Source organism: Halomonas sp. R57-5 (genome assembly GCF_900070345.1).
Classification (GTDB): Bacteria; Pseudomonadota; Gammaproteobacteria; order Pseudomonadales; family Halomonadaceae; genus Vreelandella; species Vreelandella ventosae_B.
This window is the reverse complement of the sequence record NZ_LN813019.1, coordinates 3,898,696-3,914,699: the sequence shown is the minus strand read 5'-3', so window position 1 is coordinate 3,914,699 and position 16,004 is coordinate 3,898,696. Positions and strand designations below refer to the sequence as shown.

Genomic DNA, 16,004 nt, shown 5'->3' with positions numbered 1-16,004 from the left:
ATTGTCATTATGTAGGAAAACGTACCTTATTCTGTCGATATTTGCATTTAACTGGTTGTTATTTTTTATTAACGTTAGTGGCAACTCAGTGGCAAAAGGGCCAGCCGAGCTGGCCCCGAAGTGTGGCCTAAAACTCTTCCCAATCGGGCGTGGCGCTAGGCAATTGTTTAGATGGATAAGCGCGAGTAGTTGCAAACTTCTGCTGCGAGCTAGTGACAGCGGGGCTTTCCGCACCACTATTAGTCACGCGCTTCAGTTTGAAGGTGGTGACTAACTCGGCCAGACGGGTGGCTTCATCCTGGAGTGATGCAGATGCCGTACTGGTTTCTTCAACCAACGAAACATTTTCCTGAGTGGCGGAATCCATTTGAGAAACTGCCGTACTCACTTGGCTAATGCCCGACTCCTGCTCTTTTGCGGCGAGAGCCAGCTCTTGCATCATTTCCGTCACTTTACGAATTGCTTCGTTAATTTCCGCCATATCATGGCCATTTTTCGCTGCTTGTTCCGCACCCACCACAATACGCTGCGAGATATCTTCAATCATGGTGCGTATTTCTTTCGAAGAGGTGGACGTTTTTGTGGCTAATGAGCGGACTTCGCTGGCCACCACTGCAAACCCTCTGCCATGTTCGCCTGCCCGGGCAGCTTCCACCGACGCATTCAACGCCAGAATATTGGTTTGAAAGGCGATCGAATCAATCACCTGCACAATATCGTTGACTTTGTGTGAGGTTTCTTCCAGTTCGCGCATCAGTAGGCTAGTGCGCTCAGAGGCCTGTTTGCCGGTATTCGCCTGTTGTGCTGCGTCTTGGGTTAGCTGCTGTGCTTGACCAGCGGTATCCGCGTTCTGCCGCACAATCGATGAAATTTCATCCATACTCGCAGCAGTTTGCTGCAAAGCCGCAGCTTGTTGCTCGGTACGTGAGGCGAGGTCTTGGCTGCCGCTAGCGATTTGCTTGGAGCTAGAGGCGACGGCTTCGCTACTTTGATTGAGTGTGCCAATCATCTCTTCCAGACGCTCTTGCATATCCTCCATGGCGCTATAAAGGCGACCGATCTCGTTACGCCCTAGGTCGTCGATATGGCTGGTCAAATCCCCCTTTGCAATGTTTTCGCAAATGCTGACTGCCCGCTGTAGGGGGCTGATAACGAGCCGATTAATAATTATTTGTACCACAATATAGAGCACAATCGCGGTTAAAGTGAGAACGCCTACGGTAATACCAAAAATGATGCTGTCGCGCTGTGCTTCTGAGAGAACTTGGTTGCCTCTGCTCAGTGCATAGTCATTAAAATTACTGATCGCAGTGCTAAAGCCGGAGAACTTCTGATTCATGGGATCACGGTATTCGTCCAGTGCCTCATAACGCTCATTGGCTAAATCACTTCGTAAGGTGTCAGTGACAATAAGGTTGTAACTATCGACAATTGCATCGATTAGCGGGCGACGATCAGAATCGCTTGGGAGTTCAAGGCGAGTAAGTTCTGCAATACGCTGGTCGGAGTTCTCCAAACCCACCAGCGCTTCTCCTAGCGCACGCTCAGCATAGTTTTCGTTGCCATTGCGGTAGTGCTGTGACATGCGCTCTAGCCTGACCCGCATTTCCATTAGATTTGTTTCTGCACGATTAGCAGCACTCGCTTGTTGAGCGCTGATCTCATTAATTTCTGCCAGCAGCTGTGCACCTTCGCGTTCTGCCATGGCGCCCATGCCACCCAAAATGATAAGCATGGCTAAAAGCACAATCAGTGCGCCAGCAATCACTCTCTTAACTGATATATTTTGCATTGATACTTCTCCTAATACTCCCCGCACCTGAATTGGTGTCTAGGGGAGTTTTAAAAGGTACCAATTGCTTGGTAAGCTGGCGGGTTAATTAAGCTGTTTTTAATGTATTATATTTTTAAATGCTTAATCACGATAAAGKTGTATAGTTAAATGTTTGCTTGCTATTTGAAGAGTTTTTGTATTAAGTTTTATTTAAAATAAAAGCTTTTAGGCTTTTTCGATGATTAAAAGAGGGGCTTTAATTTCTATAGTGAAAGAGGGTAGAGTAAAGGAGGGAAGAAACAAAGGCTGAATTAGGAGCGTAAACCCCTAACTCAAGCCAGTGCTTTCAATCGTTACCTTAAACGTAACGGTTAAAGTGTCTTATGCATCACATAAGTGTCGACAAACCCAAGGTGCGCATGACGGTAGGCATTAGGAACGGTACCGACAATGCTAAACCCAAGTTTCTGCCATAAGGCGACGGCGACTTCATTGGTGGCTACCACGGCGTTGTACTGCATGGCTAGAAACCCTAGTTCGCGTGCCTGTTGCTGGGAGTGCTCACACATGGCACGCGCTACGCCTTTGCCCCGTGCGGCAGGGGTGACCATATAGCCACAGTTGMATACATGGCCACCAGGGCCTGCCGCGTTGGCTTTTAAGTAGTAGGCACCCAGCACTTGGCCATTTTCATCTTTGGCAACCACACTCGCATTAGGCGTTTTACACCATAGCTGACGGGCAGCTTCAAAGCTGATATCGGGATCAAACGCATAGGTTTCTTGCGCTGCGACAATGGCTTKGAAAGTTGGCCAGAAAGMAGCAAAATCGTCATCCGTCATTGGAGAGAAAGCGAGTGTGGTCATAAGTATCCTGTACAGCGAAGCGCTTAACGGGCTGCCTCAGCCACAATTTCGTAGCTACGCAGGCGGTCAGCGTGGTTATAAAAATCGCTATTAATCATAAGCTCATCGGCGCCAGTGCGCGCTTGGAACTCCTCCAGCTCCGCTTTCACCGTCTCTGGCCCACCAATAATCGCCGCGCCTAAAAACTGGCTGACTTGGGCCTGCTCAACCGGGGACCAATCCAGTTGCTCAACCGGTGGCTGTGACTGAGTTGGCTTGCCGCGGATCAGGTTTAAAAACTTCTGCTGCGCGGTCGTGGCCAGGTAGTGAGCCATCGCGTCGCTCTCTGCGGCCATCACCGGTAGGCCGACCATGGCGTGGGGCTTGTCGAGGTGTTGCGATGGACGGAAGTTGTCGCGATATAAGCGCAGGGCTTCAAATAAATAACCCGGCGCAAACTGAGCAGCAAACGCAAAGGGTAGGCCCAGCTTAGCCGCCAGCTGTGCGCTGTAGCCGCTGGAGCCCAGCAACCAAATAGGCACATGGGTACCCTGGCCAGGCACCGCTTTCACGCGCTGCTGGGGCTCTGCATCGGCTAAGTAGCTGCGCAGCTCGTTAAGCAGTTGTGGAAAATCGTCGACCCCCGCATGGGCGTTGCGCCGCATCGCCTGCATGGTGGCGCCATCCGAGCCCGGCGCACGCCCTAAGCCCAGGTCAATACGGCCAGGGTAGAGCGTTTCCAGGGTGCCGAACTGCTCGGCAATCACCAGCGGCGGATGGTTAGGCAGCATAATGCCACCGCTACCTACGCGGATAGTGGACGTTTGTCCGGCAATATGACCAATCAGTACCGCGGTGGCGGCGCTGGCGATACCGGCAATATTGTGGTGCTCAGCGAGCCAGTAACGGGTAAAGCCTAGCCGCTCGGTTAATTGTGCAAGGGCAACGCTATCGCGGAAGGTCTCAGCGGCGCTGCCCCCCTGACGAATAGGTGCCAGGTCGAGGACGGAAAGTGCCGTGGAAGCGAGTTGGCTCATGGGTCACCTGCAAATAAATTCGTGGGCGCGTAGAGTGAAAAAATTACTTAGCGCGCTTGGTAATTACACGTTATGCGGCCAGTGCAGGTGAATTGCAAGGTGTGGATTGTGCAGGTGGTGTTCGCTGCACCATAAACATTCACTCAAGCGGCGGGGTGGGGCGAATAAGAATTTCATTCACATCTACATGGGCAGGCTGTGCAAGCGCGTAAACCACCGCATTGGCAATGTCGCGATCCTCTAAGGCATGTGTTGGGGGTTCATCAAAAAAGGGCGTGTCGACCATTCCCGGTTCGATCAGCGTGACGCGCATGCCTGTACCGCGGAGCTCTTCGCGCAGGTTGTAGCCGATTCCCGTGACCGCCCATTTGGTTGCGCTATACATAGAGCCTGGAATAGTCGTGCGGCCTGCCGCTGAACCGGTTAATAACACATGGCCTTTGCTACGTTTAAGGGCAGGCAAGCAAGCCTGGATAGTGAGGCCCACGCCGTAGATGTTGGTAAGGATCATCTCACGCCATGCGTTGTGGTCAGCCTCGCTAAAGCCGCCGGGTGAGCCGCCACGGCCAGCGTTGGCAAAGACGGCATCCAGCCGACCAAAGGTTTCCAGTGCCTGCTCGACCATGGCTTGTTGCTGCTCCATGTTGGTCACGTCTAGCTCGCAGGTCAGCACGTTTTCCGGCCCCAGCTCTTGAGCAAGTGCGGTGAGCTTGTCGCTAGAACGGGCGGCCAGCACCAGTTTGTAGCCTTCACGTGCGGCTGCTCGGGCGGTGGCTGCGCCAATGCCGCTGGATGCGCCGGTAATTAATAGCACGCCGTTATGCATGGGGTGCGCTCCTTGCTCGTTTAGACAGTTAAGTCTTAAGCATGGCTAACCTCATGCCATCCTGCAAACATCCCTTGATCCGCCAGGTACGGCACTGCTCATTAATCATTAACGGGAATGCCCATCAGCGTTAGGTTTTAGCATCTTTACGCTTTAGCATCGCTGAGAGATCCAGTATTGCTTGGGCCATATCCGCCATGCTTTTGCTCTGATCCATCGAGGTTTTACGCAGAAAGCGGTAGGCCTCTTCTTCGCTCATGTCCTGGTGGGCCATGATCAGCCCTTTGGCGCGTTCAATCAGTTTGCGTTCACGCAGCGCTTTGCGGGTATTTTCCAACTCATCGCTAAGCCCCTGCAAACGGCTGGCCTGGGCTTGGGTAAGTTCAATTAGCGAGCGGCCTAATGGTGAGGTGAGGGCGTTGGCGGTCAGATCGCCTAACGGTTGCCCATCATTAAGCGCCAGCAGTTGTTCGCACGGCGCAGGTGCATAAGTACAAGGCTGCGTTTTAGTTTTCTCTAAAGCGTCTTGCGCTTGGGCGATTTTGCGGTGGCACAGTACGCTCAGCTGTGAGATCAGCGCATCTTCAACCCTTTTCATTGAGTCGATACGCAGGGTGGTCAATTCGTACCAGGTTTCACCCAACGTATCAGGTGTCTCTTTGGAGGGTGATGGCGTTGTCGATGAGCGCTGGCAGGCAGTGTCTCTCAGTTGGCAGATACCTGACAGCGTGCGTGGTGAAAGCTCCTTTTGCCAGGCCTGCTGCGCTTCAGGTGTCGCGAACTCGACAAAGGKGTCAAAGCAGCGCTGTTGATCTGCCATGAGTTGATTGAGCAGCGCGCGATGGGGCTCGTCGAAGTGGCCATGGGTAAAGCCAAAAGCGCCGCAGGCGCGTTCCTGGCCAGCCAGCTCTTTGCCCTGCATCAAGTGGAAAATGGCCACTAGCGTGCGGGTAATATCAGGATCTATAGAGGTGTCTGCGGCCTCAAACACAATGGCCAGCAGCCCGCTAGTTAACTGGTTAAATGCCTGTGTCGCCGCATCGGGCGTGATGGCAAAGGTATCGATGGCCTGGCGAAGCGCGCCAAGTTCGTCTAGGGCGTACCAAACGGCAGCAATCCGGCGCAGTAAGCGCGCGGCGGCCTGAGGGCGAGCCTCCTCGCTGAGCGCTTCCAGCCGTTGGCGCATTAATGTCTCAGCCTGCTGGCTGTGCTCCCGGTAGGTGTCGCGGCGGGTTTTGAAGCGTTGACCTTGGGAGACAAGGTAAATCGTCGAGGCGCCCCGTTCACGCTGGAGCATATGAATAAAGCGGCTAATATCACCGACTATATCGGCGGTGGTGGCAAGGTGGGTAAGGTTGTCGATATCGCAACGGATGGCGGTTAAGAGCAGTTGCTGCGCTGAAGACATAGAAATTTCCTTAGTGGCTTGCCACCTAAATGAGGCTCTTCGTCATTCGGTATGGAATTATTTCTGTCAGCCTGACAGTTGACCTGTGGGAGGTAGCTTTAGCTCGCGACCGTTTAGGCTGCCAGCCTGACAACACCGGGGTACCTTCGCCCGCTGGAAGCGGCCTCCCMCAACAGACAGTTGGCTTGGTGGTTTCTGTCTGAACCGTGAAGCACAAAATGTGCCGGTTACTATTAAATCCACATTAGATGACGAATAACCCTAAATGAATACACTCCCATACTGCTAAGTAGCGAGATGGGAGTGTACGCGACTGTACTGGAAAGCGTTTAACGTAACGACAGAGCGCCTGCGCCTACGTCATCACCCACCGCGTCGCGGTAGGCTTTGGCCTCTTCTGCTTCGGTTGCATCGCTAAAGCGTACTAGCAACACACAGGAGGCCAGCACCAGTACCGTGAGGCCTAAATAGAACAGGCCTTGTTGATACGTTAGGCTTTCACTACGGAACAAAAATGCTGCGCCTACTGCGCCCACGTTACCGCCAGCACCAACAATACCCGCGACGGCCCCCAAGGCTTTTTTATTGATAAACGGCACCACACCGTAGGTAGCGCCTTCTGCCATCTGCACAAACAGGCTGAACACCAGCATGATACCTATCGCAAGGCTTAACACGTGCATCTGTGAGAATGCCACCAAGGCAATACCTTCGCAAACCAAGGCAATAAACAGCCAGCGAACGCGTCCTTTCAATCCCCCTTGCTTGGCGAAAAGGKCTGAGAAAACGCCCCCAAGGGTACGCGCAAAAATATTCATTAACCCGAACAAGCCAGCAATCAGACCAGCGGTGGCCAGGGTGAGATCAAACTTATCGAAGAAGTAGATGGCGGCAATGTTGTTGATCGTGAGTTCCACGCCAAAGCAGAGGCCATAAACGACGAACAGCGCCCAAACACGGATATCCTTGGCGGCGGCTAGAAAGCTTTGCGCGGCACCATTTTCACCCGAGGCTTCAGGCAATTCGCCGCGTGCGCGAAGTTCGCTGAAGTTACCATTGGGCGCATCTTGAGTGAAGAACCAGTAGCCAATACCGGTAAAGAACATCACGACACCAGGTACCATCATTGCCAGGCGCCAGCCAAAGGCTTCGTTAACGCCCAGCATCAGCATGCCGGAGAAGATCAGCGGCATCAGAATTTGTGTAGTGCCGCCACCTAAGTTGCCCCACCCCGCGCTGGTAGCGTTGGCGGTGCCAACCACATTGGGGGCGAACATCATCGAGGTGTGGTACTGGGTAATGACGAAGGAGGCGCCAATCGCCCCTATGGCTAAGCGTGCCAATAGAAAAGTTTCAAAACTGTCGGCTAAGCCAATGCCCATCACCGGGATAGCACCTAGCAACAGTAGCCCGGTATAGGTTTTACGCGGGCCGATGCGGTCGCACAGTACGCCAATCGCAAGGCGCACAATGACGGTAATCGCCACTGAAGCGATAATCGTATTGCCGATTTGTGTTTGAGTCAGCGAAAGGTCTTCGCGAACAATCGCCATAAGAGGGGCGATGCCGAACCAGCCGAAAAAGCAGATATGAAACGCGAACCATGAAAAGTGGAAAGCGCGCATTTGAGGGGTCGAGAAATTGAATAACCGAATGCGGTTGGCTTTGTTGCGTATGTCCATGGGATGGCCTCACGGGGCATAAAACGAGTTGATCGCTACGCAACGCAAACGAGTTAGCGCGTTACGCAAACAATTGACGAGAACATGCCTTCATCGTTGAAGGTCAGGCTCGACGCACTCGTACCCAGTTGGGCCTGGTCCACGCCTACCACCACTGGTAGGAGTTATGCAGGTAGTTTGCCAGTTGATTGTTTGTTGATAAAAATCAAAATGTTAATTTATTTTTGCTAAGCATGTGAGAATTGAAAGGCCAACAGTATGCTGCATGATTGGGCATGCAGTGCTGGTTTTGCGGCATCTTGGTGCTAGAGGAGTTTTTAACAATGGTGGTTTATGGCGCCGGTTATTCATGTAAATAGACGGCGTCTATATCCAGTGTGGAGTGGCTACCGATGGCATCGAAGTGCTCGCATAACCAGCGTTCGGCGGCGGCTTGGCCCTGCTCATATAGATGGCATAGAAAAGGCCACTCGGAATTGGATTTGCTAGAGACCGAGAGCTCCTCAAGCGCCTGCTCACCGCTGATGCGGTGGAACAGAGCCTGCTGATAACAGTTTTCAATGCCCTGCTCATCAAGGGCGTGCTTAAGTAGTGCGATCATGCGGATCTCTTTAATCAGTGCTGAATTAAAGGTGATCTCGTTAAGGCGGTTCATAATCGCCGACGCTGAGGTAGGTACTTCATTACGGCTGATAGGGTTAATTTGTATCAGCAGGATGTCCCGCGCGCTGCACTCTTCCATGAGAGGGAACAGCGCTGGATTACCCATATAGCCACCATCCCAATACGCTTCGCCGTCGATCTCCACCGCCTGGAACACAAAGGGTAAGCAGGCGGAGGCCATCACGGCGTCAACGCTCATCTCTTCACGACGGAACACGCGCTGTTTGCCCGTACGTACATTGGTGGCTGCCACAAACAGCTTGAGCTGCTGGCATTGTCTCACCCGCTCGAAATCAATGTGATCGGCCACGATATCGCGCAGCGGATTTATGTTGAGTGGGTTGAGTTGGTAGGGGGAGGCCACTCGGCTTAACAGATCCATGGCAACAAAGCCGGGCGAGTGATCCAGGCTCCAGTTGCCGGTTAAGATATCCATGGGGGAGCGGCGGATGGGGCTGGCCATGCCTGCTCGGCTCACTGCTTGCCAAAAATCGTGCAGTGCTTGCCGAGCGGTCTCTTTATCACCTCGTGTCAGCGCATCGGCCATCACCACGCCGTTCATCGCTCCGGCGCTGGTACCGCTGATACCTTCAATTTCAATACGATCATCGGCCAGTAGGCGATCAATGACACCCCAGGTATAGGCTCCGTGAGCGCCGCCGCCTTGTAACGCGAGGTCTAGCTTTTTGACCTGTGCCATATGCTTTTTCCTATTGTCACTAGTGGGAATAGTGATTGCAGTGGAAACAGCATGGCATAGGCAGCTAGAGAAGACGAAAGGCTWTTTAGCGGGCAGCTCTATGATGGGCGCTTAAGGCGCCCCTGCTAGCGGAGAGCGATGGCTGGTTGAGTAGGGCGCCTCGAATATGGCGTGCTCCATAAGTTTGTCCAGCTGCCGGGCAAGCTGCTGGCTGGCCTCTTCCATTACGCCTAAGGCAGCCAGTTGGCCATTGCGGTCGCCCAGGCGGGCAAACTTAAGTGCTTCAGCACCGCTGTCGTGCATACGACGATGGGGCGCCGCTAGCGCTCGATAAGCGTCGCTGCGTGCGTAGCGTTGGTAACCCTCTCCCTGTTGATGCCAGCGGCCTAAACGGCACTGGTGGTGATCCTCTAAGGGAGTGTCTGTGTTGGCAGACAGTAGCTGCTTATAAAGTCTGCACTTCCACACCGCATGATCAAGCTTAGCGGAGTGTAAAAATGCAGCGGTGGCGCTGTGATGAATCACCTTGTGCATATGCTGGGATTGGTCAGCCAGTTGATGCACTGCCTGCTTGGCTGTTTGCGCCGAGAGGGCAATCTCATCGTCAGCCAAGCGCTTTTTCACCACGGCCCGTGAGTGCTCTCTTACCTGGCAATTCACTTGTTCCATCAGCAGGCTGAGKTGGTGGCTCAATCGATGCATCGTAAGTGCTAAGCGGTGAACGTCATCAGCAATGGCTGCTAACCCCGGCGATGGCTGGGTTGCGGCGTCAGTGCTGCCAAGTAGACCTTGGCTATGGGCCGTTTCGAGCGCCGTGCTAACCGCTAGCGCTTGGGCGTGGCCCGCACTGCGTGCAAGACCGACCTGCATTTGGCTTAGGGCGTGTAAGGTTTTGGCGAGGACTAACGGGGGTAACGCTTCGGCATGCTCTGTGTCGTGGCAACGCTGATCAAGGGCATTGATCGCGTGTTCAGCCGCGGCAATCAAATTAACTGTCTCCGTTAGAGTAGCGCGCTCACCCGCCAACTGGTCGGCGTACTCTTGAATGCCGCTATTCAGAGAAGCCAGCATATCGGCTCCTCTTGCTTGCAGCATGCCGATGGAGTGCGCTGGTTTCATCAGGCTTAACAGGCGGCAGCTGGGAGACGGGGTAGCAGCGTCAAGCTGAGCGCGTAAGTCGGCGACTTCCTGTTCCAGGCGATGAATTTTTTGATATGGGTGCATAAAGGTGAACATGGCAGAGACACCTACGGCAGATAGCAACGTTTTGTGTTGATTTGTCACAAAGTATTGCAGAGAGTTCCGCTGTGCGCATGATTTAGCTGCCGTGAATGATGAAAATGAGCTATTGGTTGCCTGCAAGACTGAGGTTGTTAACGCTTATGCTTATTAAARGCCCGGACATTAGCGCCGGGCAAGCTGTGCGGCGGCAGCTGTGCAGCCTAGAAAGGCTGAGGTGGCAAGCCACTCGGCATCAGGATAATAAGCGAACACGTACTGATCCTCTTTTAGACTGTCAATCAGCGGGTACGTCACGTCTTCACGTACTGCCGGGCAGCCATGGCTGCGCCCGAGCCTCCCGGTTTGGGTAATAAACGCGTCACTCACATAGTCAGCGCCATGGATCACAATCGCGCGCTCGAACGCCAAGTCATTAACATTGGGCTCCAGTCCCTCTAGTCGTAGCGAATAGCCGTTGCGGCCATAATAGCTGTTCATAGTACGAAATAGACCAATGCTGGACTGGTGGCTGTCGGGGGTGTTGGAAAACGTTTCGGCTTGGGCGTCACCGGAGCCTTGGCCGTGAGAGACCAGCTCTTCGAAGAGCAGCTTATGCTGGCGCAAATCAAACACCCATAGGCGCGGCTCGGTAGACGGCAGGGAGTAATCGATCACTGCCAGACGCTCGGCATTAGGTTCGGCACAGTTAAGGGCTTGAGCGGCTAAGCGCAGTGCCTCGGGTGATGCCTGAGGGGCGAGCTGCTGCAACTGGTGGTTTAAAGGCAATACGCCGCGGGGTGGCGTTGAATCAACTTGGGCAAAGAAACTGGCAGCGTGTAGCGGTAATGTAAATAATGTAAAAGGTAAGGTGAATAATAACGAGGCAACATTTAATCGAAGAGCCATAAAAGTCGATCCTACAAGCAATATCAGTCATTATGAAGATTAGCCGACTAAGATAAAAAAACAGGGTCGGCGATGTGGAAGACTATAGTAACGCAAGGAGAGGGCGATGAACGAGATACTGCCACTAAGACGATGGGCGATAGGGGTCGCTCTAGGTCTAACGCTTACCCACAGCCCTTTAGGCATCAGCACTGTGTATGCGGATTCAGCGCCGCTACAACAGGCGCTAGCCCAGCAGTTAAGCTCGTCGGTGGAAGCGCATCGGCTCCCCATCGCTGAGTTTTATCAGCTGCGCGATGGTCAGCCCGCCTGGCAGTCGGCAGTGGCGGTTGAGTCATTGGTCGCTGGGCTAAATAGCTTGGCAATTGATGGTCTGGCACCCGAAGACTACCACGCTGATACGCTGCTGGATGAGTTTCAGCGCAGTCAGGCCGGTGATGAAGCCGCCCAGGCGTCGTTTGATGTTAAAGCGACTCGGTCGCTGCTGCTGGCGCTGGATCATTTAGAGCGCGGCAAGGTGAACCCGCGTGATGTCGAGTCCCAGTGGGATGCGCCGCGCCCTGAACGTGGCTACTCGTTGCTGCGGGTTGTGCATGCCGTCGATGACCGTGAGCTTGAAAACGCCATGGCGTTAGCTCGGCCCTCATCCGCCGAATATCAGCAGTTGCGCGCTACATTGAAGCAGCATTATCAATTGGCTAACTTGGGCAGCGTGCCCTATCTAGACGCTCGGGATGAGTCGCTGCGCCCAGGTGACGAAGCCGACGATGTAAGCGTGCTGCGCCAACGTTTAGCGCTATGGGGGGAGGCGGAGTTGCAGGTGGCCGACGGTAGTGCTTATCCAATGATTAGCGTGCAGGCGGCGTCTAACCGTCGCACCTTTGACGCACCGCTAGAGGCCGCTGTGAGACGTTTTCAACGCCGCCATCTGCTGCAGGAAGATGGCGTGGTGGGTGAGCAAACCCGTTTGGCCTTGAACACTTCGGTGGCGGCGCGAATCGACCAACTACGGGTCAATCTAGAGCGCGCGCGCTGGATTCGTCCGATGCAGTCTGCCGAACCACGGGTGTGGGTCGACATTGCGGGCTACCGGATGCACTACGTGCGGCCTAACGGCCAGCATTGGGATGCCCGGGTGGTGGTCGGTTCATCGCGCCGTGAGACGCCGATTATCCACTCCACGATCAGTCATTTAACCATTAACCCTTCCTGGACGATCCCGCCGACCATTATGCGTGAGGATGTGTTACCCCAGGTACGTGCCGATATCGATTATTTGGCGCGTAAAAACATCCAGGTGATTAGTCTGTCGGGTGAGCAGTTGGTTGCTGAGGAGATTGATTGGCAGCGCCCGGGCGGCGTTATGTTGCGTCAAGTGGCGGGCTCAGGTAACCCGCTAGGCCGTGTCGTGGTGCGGTTTCCCAACGATGACATGATCTATTTGCACGATACCCCCGCGCGGGGGTTATTCCAGCGTGAACAGCGCGCGCTCAGTTCGGGCTGTATTCGAGTTGAAGGTGTGGCTGAGCTAGCCCAGATGCTGTTGCAAGACACCGGCAGTCGTTACCAAATGAGTACGCTATTGAGTGGCGGGAGCGATCGCAACGTGAGTTTGACCCAGCGTATTCCCATTGCGCTGCACTACTTAACCGCGTGGCCGAATGCCGAAGGCGAGGTGGAGTTTAGGCCTGACATCTACCGCCGCGATGCAACGCTACTGGCCGCATTGCGGCGTCCGGTTTAAGCATCTGCAAAGTTAAAATAGTGCACCCCAACGTAACGCACCGCCCGAGGGCGGTGCGTTACTTATAAGCGCTCGTTATTGCGTAGCGAAGCGCTAGTCGTCGCTTTCCTGCTGATAGTTAGCCACATTAACCGGCCCTGTTTCGCCGCTTTCCAGTGCAGCCAGTATCGGTGAGGCCTGGGTTTGGAAGGCAATAAGCGTGTCGCCGCTCAAACTGGTGTTTTCGGGCAGAGGGACGGTCATCGCATTCACAGGCGAGTTGTTAACGATGACTTCATAGTGCAGGTGAGGGCCAGTGCTACGGCCTGTATTGCCTGAAAGGGCAATGCGCTCGCCCATGGTCACTCGTTCACCTTGCTCAACCAACGGCCGGGAGAGATGCAAGTAGCGCGTCCGGTAGCCATTGTCGTGGCGGATAACGACATAGCGACCAGCGGCGTGATGGTTGCTCACACGCTCAACGACACCATTGGCGGGAGCCGTTACCGGTGTGCCAATAGGCATGGCAAAGTCAGTGCCGTTATGGGGGCTGATGCGACCAGTGACCGGGTGCTTGCGCCGAGGATTGAAGCTAGAGCTTAAGCGGTAGCTGCCCTCAAACGGGTGGCGGGCAAAGGCAGGGTCCAGGCTACCACCCTCGGGCGTATAGAAATTATCGTCGCTGGCATTACGTACAACGGTTAAGTCCATGCGTTCGCCGTCGTAATGAACCGCCAATACGCGGGAATCCAGCGTTTCCCCATCGATCATGTCTGACTCAACCAGCACCTGAAAGCGGTCGCCACGACGGCTGTCACGCCGAAAATCGAGTTTCTTCTCAAGCAGCTTTGTCAGCTCTGTTACCGAGCCGCTGTTCAAGCCTGTCGCCTGAGCGGAACGCGCGAAACTACCGCTGACGCTGCCTGCATAGAGGCGTTGAACAGGCTCGCCCTGGCGTTCAATTGTGGTGATGGCGAAGTGGTCTGCATCTTTCTCCAACAATATGCCATCACGGGTGTTTTTCATCATGCGTAGCGATAACAAACGCCCATCTTCATCCAGCTGGTAATCAAAGCTGTGCCCGGCGCGCCAGTTCGTTAGCAAGCGCTGATCGGGTAAATCCTCAAGCAGAGCCATCACTTCGCTGTAACCAAGGCCTAATTCATTCTGTGCCAGTACCGCGAAGGTTTCGCCAGATTCGACAATGTGCGTTTCCCACTCCGGCACAAACGGCTCTTCAGCTGCCAGCTCTAAATTAAGAAACGAGATATCATCGAATAGCTCAATGCCGTAGTCCTCATAAGAGGTGGCATCGGCAATTTCAACGGAGGAGTCGTCGTGATCGACATCCAGCATACCGCTGGTCAGCGTGCCCAGCACAATCGCCATATGCAGCGCCCCACCATCAAGGCCGCCACCTGTCAGTGCGGCAGTATTCAGTGCCGTGGCATCGCCACCCAAGGCGGGTTGGACCGCCATATCGGCTTCTGCGCTAGCAATGACGTCAAGATCAACGATCTCGGTTGCGGTGAGTTCACTGAGGGGGATGTTTTCGCGGGTGGCGTCGAGGGCGCGTGAGGCGCGGTCGATCGCATCTGCCACCGGGGTGCGTTCTTGACGCAGGGAAGGAACGCCCGGAGTAGAATCACTTGGAAGCGGTACCAGCACGCTTTCAAGTGGTGTCTGTGGCTGATTTAAATCTTGGTATGTCGTCAATAATTTTTGTGTGCCCAGCACGGTGACCATTGTGGCCACGGGTAACAGTAATAATTTATGCGTGCGAGGCAGCGAATGGAGGATTCGCAACATGGGTAAATGGACCGCCGAGTTCGTGATTAAAATTAACTATTAAGTGAATAAACCCAGAAACCATACCCGATGAAGGCAGGGGTGCATAGACTGTATGCCTATACATAAAATGTAATTAAATGCGAAAATGATAATAATAAACGCAAATCACTATTTATAAACAGTGTTTGCTAACAAATGTAACCGATAAGGCGTGCTAACTAAATAGCTGATGTTAACGATAGATGAAAACAAAGCTTTTTAAGGTTTACCTATAAGAGATGTCGAGTATTTGGGCGGGCGTTGGACGCCTTTTCGCCTGTTGCCAGCGGTTATTCTCAAGCATTTTACAAGCATGGGCGGAAGTGTTGGCTATTTCCTGGCATTCTAGCCATGTTTTCGAACACAAGTTTTTTCGAACATTAAGCGCATTGTTTCGCTGTATTGCGTTGAGGAAATCGAAATGTCCCGGGTAACACTTTCACAATGGCAAATGTTGGCCGCCGTGGTTGACCACGGTGGGTTTGCGCGTGCGGCAGAGGCGGTACATAAAAGCCCTTCTACGCTGAACCATGCCGTGCATAAATTAGAAGAGCAGCTCGGCGTCCAGGTGTTAGAGCCTATTGGCCGACAGGTGCGGTTAACCGAGGCGGGGGAGCTGTTGCTTCGACGTGCGCGCCAATTAATCGAGAGCGCGGCGTCACTTGAGGATGTCGCCACCCGGCTAGCCGCAGGTTTAGAAGCAGAAGTGGTGGTGGCCATTGATCAGGTGTTTCCTGCCGCCGCTCAAGCCAAAGCGTTAGAGCGCTTCTCTGAAACCTACCCCCAGGTGCGCGTTCAGTTACACGAGAGTGTGCTCAATGGCGGCATTGAAATGCTCTACGATGGCCGCGCCGATTTAGTGGTCTCTGGCATTGAGGCGCAGGGGTTCTTGGGCGAGCCGTTAGTAACGGTGCGCTTTGTTGCCGTGGCACACCCCCAGCATGTGTTGCACCAGCTGGGGCGCTCATTAGACCTGCGCGACCTGGCCCAGCATCGGCAGTTGGTGGTGCGTGATTCAGCCCTGCGCCAATCAACCAATTCTGGCTGGTTGAAAGCGGAGCAGCGCTGGACCGTCAGCCACCTAAACACCTCGCTTGATATGCTAAGGCGTGGACTTGGCTTTGCCTGGATGCCCGAGACACGCATTGCTGATGAGTTGAAAAGCGGCCAATTAAAGCCACTGCCACTGCCCGCGGGAGGGATTCGCGAAGTGCCGGTTCAGCTGATTTTTCGCGATCGGGATCGCGCTGGGCCTGCGGCGCATGCGATGGCGGCTGCACTGAAACAAGCCGTGGTAAGCGAGTGCGTGCTGCATGATTCGACTGACTCGAATGAAAGACCGTAAAACATCCGCTTGAGCCTCCTTGAAGCGGGCGTATGCTGAAAAAA

Annotated in this window: 12 protein-coding genes; 2 read left to right on the top strand and 10 right to left on the bottom strand. The window is 54.0% G+C overall.

Translation table 11 applies throughout. The features are described from left to right. Nucleotides 1-127: 127 nt before the first annotated feature. From HALO_RS17965 to HALO_RS17925, 9 genes are all read right to left on the bottom strand, one after another. Entirely contained in the window at nt 128-1,792 is a 1,665-nt protein-coding gene (locus HALO_RS17965; protein ID WP_035577195.1) for a methyl-accepting chemotaxis protein, read from the bottom strand. Nucleotides 1,793-2,145: 353 nt separating this feature from the next. Further along, entirely contained in the window at nt 2,146-2,640 is a 495-nt protein-coding gene (locus HALO_RS17960) for a GNAT family N-acetyltransferase (protein ID WP_050713793.1), read from the bottom strand. Between the two features lie 23 nt (nt 2,641-2,663). Further along, complete coding sequence (locus HALO_RS17955; protein WP_035577197.1) at nt 2,664-3,656, bottom strand: LLM class flavin-dependent oxidoreductase; 993 nt, start codon at nt 3,654-3,656, stop codon at nt 2,664-2,666. A 139-nt stretch (nt 3,657-3,795) separates the two neighbouring features. Beyond that, a complete protein-coding gene (locus HALO_RS17950; protein WP_035577198.1) occupies nt 3,796-4,482 on the bottom strand; it encodes an SDR family oxidoreductase in 687 nt (228 codons plus the stop codon). Nucleotides 4,483-4,612: 130 nt separating this feature from the next. Continuing rightward, entirely contained in the window at nt 4,613-5,890 is a 1,278-nt protein-coding gene (locus HALO_RS17945) for a nitrate regulatory protein (RefSeq protein WP_050713792.1), read from the bottom strand. Between the two features lie 329 nt (nt 5,891-6,219). Continuing rightward, entirely contained in the window at nt 6,220-7,572 is a 1,353-nt protein-coding gene (locus HALO_RS17940; RefSeq protein WP_050713791.1) for an MFS transporter, read from the bottom strand. A 343-nt stretch (nt 7,573-7,915) separates the two neighbouring features. Continuing rightward, nucleotides 7,916-8,935: a patatin-like phospholipase family protein gene (locus tag HALO_RS17935; RefSeq protein ID WP_035577207.1), complete on the bottom strand. Its 1,020-nt coding sequence runs from the start codon at nt 8,933-8,935 to the stop codon at nt 7,916-7,918. Between the two features lie 111 nt (nt 8,936-9,046). Further along, a complete protein-coding gene (locus HALO_RS17930; RefSeq protein ID WP_050713790.1) occupies nt 9,047-10,171 on the bottom strand; it encodes a CZB domain-containing protein in 1,125 nt (374 codons plus the stop codon). 168 nt (nt 10,172-10,339) lie between these two features. Then, nucleotides 10,340-11,062, bottom strand: coding sequence for a murein L,D-transpeptidase catalytic domain family protein (locus HALO_RS17925; RefSeq protein WP_035577210.1), 723 nt, complete (start codon nt 11,060-11,062; stop codon nt 10,340-10,342). 106 nt (nt 11,063-11,168) lie between these two features. On the opposite strand from HALO_RS17925, the gene HALO_RS17920 reads away from it, so the two are divergent. Next, the gene (locus tag HALO_RS17920) at nt 11,169-12,806 is read left to right on the top strand and encodes a L,D-transpeptidase family protein (protein ID WP_035577213.1); all 1,638 of its coding nucleotides are present in this window, start codon (nt 11,169-11,171) and stop codon (nt 12,804-12,806) included. Between the two features lie 93 nt (nt 12,807-12,899). Here the strand turns inward: HALO_RS17920 and HALO_RS17915 are convergent, their stop codons facing one another. Then, nucleotides 12,900-14,594, bottom strand: coding sequence for a peptidoglycan DD-metalloendopeptidase family protein (locus tag HALO_RS17915; protein ID WP_035577216.1), 1,695 nt, complete (start codon nt 14,592-14,594; stop codon nt 12,900-12,902). A 442-nt stretch (nt 14,595-15,036) separates the two neighbouring features. On the opposite strand from HALO_RS17915, the gene HALO_RS17910 reads away from it, so the two are divergent. Further along, the gene (locus HALO_RS17910; protein WP_035577219.1) at nt 15,037-15,960 is read left to right on the top strand and encodes a LysR family transcriptional regulator; all 924 of its coding nucleotides are present in this window, start codon (nt 15,037-15,039) and stop codon (nt 15,958-15,960) included. The last annotated feature ends 44 nt before the right edge of the window (nt 15,961-16,004 follow it).

Coding starts and splice junctions, on each gene's coding strand:
- HALO_RS17965 (WP_035577195.1), bottom strand. CDS start 1,792: ATGCAAAATATATCAGTTAAGAGAGTGATTGCTGGCGCACTGATTGTG.
- HALO_RS17955 (WP_035577197.1), bottom strand. CDS start 3,656: ATGAGCCAACTCGCTTCCACGGCACTTTCCGTCCTCGACCTGGCACCT.
- HALO_RS17950 (WP_035577198.1), bottom strand. CDS start 4,482: ATGCATAACGGCGTGCTATTAATTACCGGCGCATCCAGCGGCATTGGC.
- HALO_RS17935 (WP_035577207.1), bottom strand. CDS start 8,935: ATGGCACAGGTCAAAAAGCTAGACCTCGCGTTACAAGGCGGCGGCGCT.
- HALO_RS17925 (WP_035577210.1), bottom strand. CDS start 11,062: ATGGCTCTTCGATTAAATGTTGCCTCGTTATTATTCACCTTACCTTTT.
- HALO_RS17920 (WP_035577213.1), top strand. CDS start 11,169: ATGAACGAGATACTGCCACTAAGACGATGGGCGATAGGGGTCGCTCTA.
- HALO_RS17915 (WP_035577216.1), bottom strand. CDS start 14,594: ATGTTGCGAATCCTCCATTCGCTGCCTCGCACGCATAAATTATTACTG.
- HALO_RS17910 (WP_035577219.1), top strand. CDS start 15,037: ATGTCCCGGGTAACACTTTCACAATGGCAAATGTTGGCCGCCGTGGTT.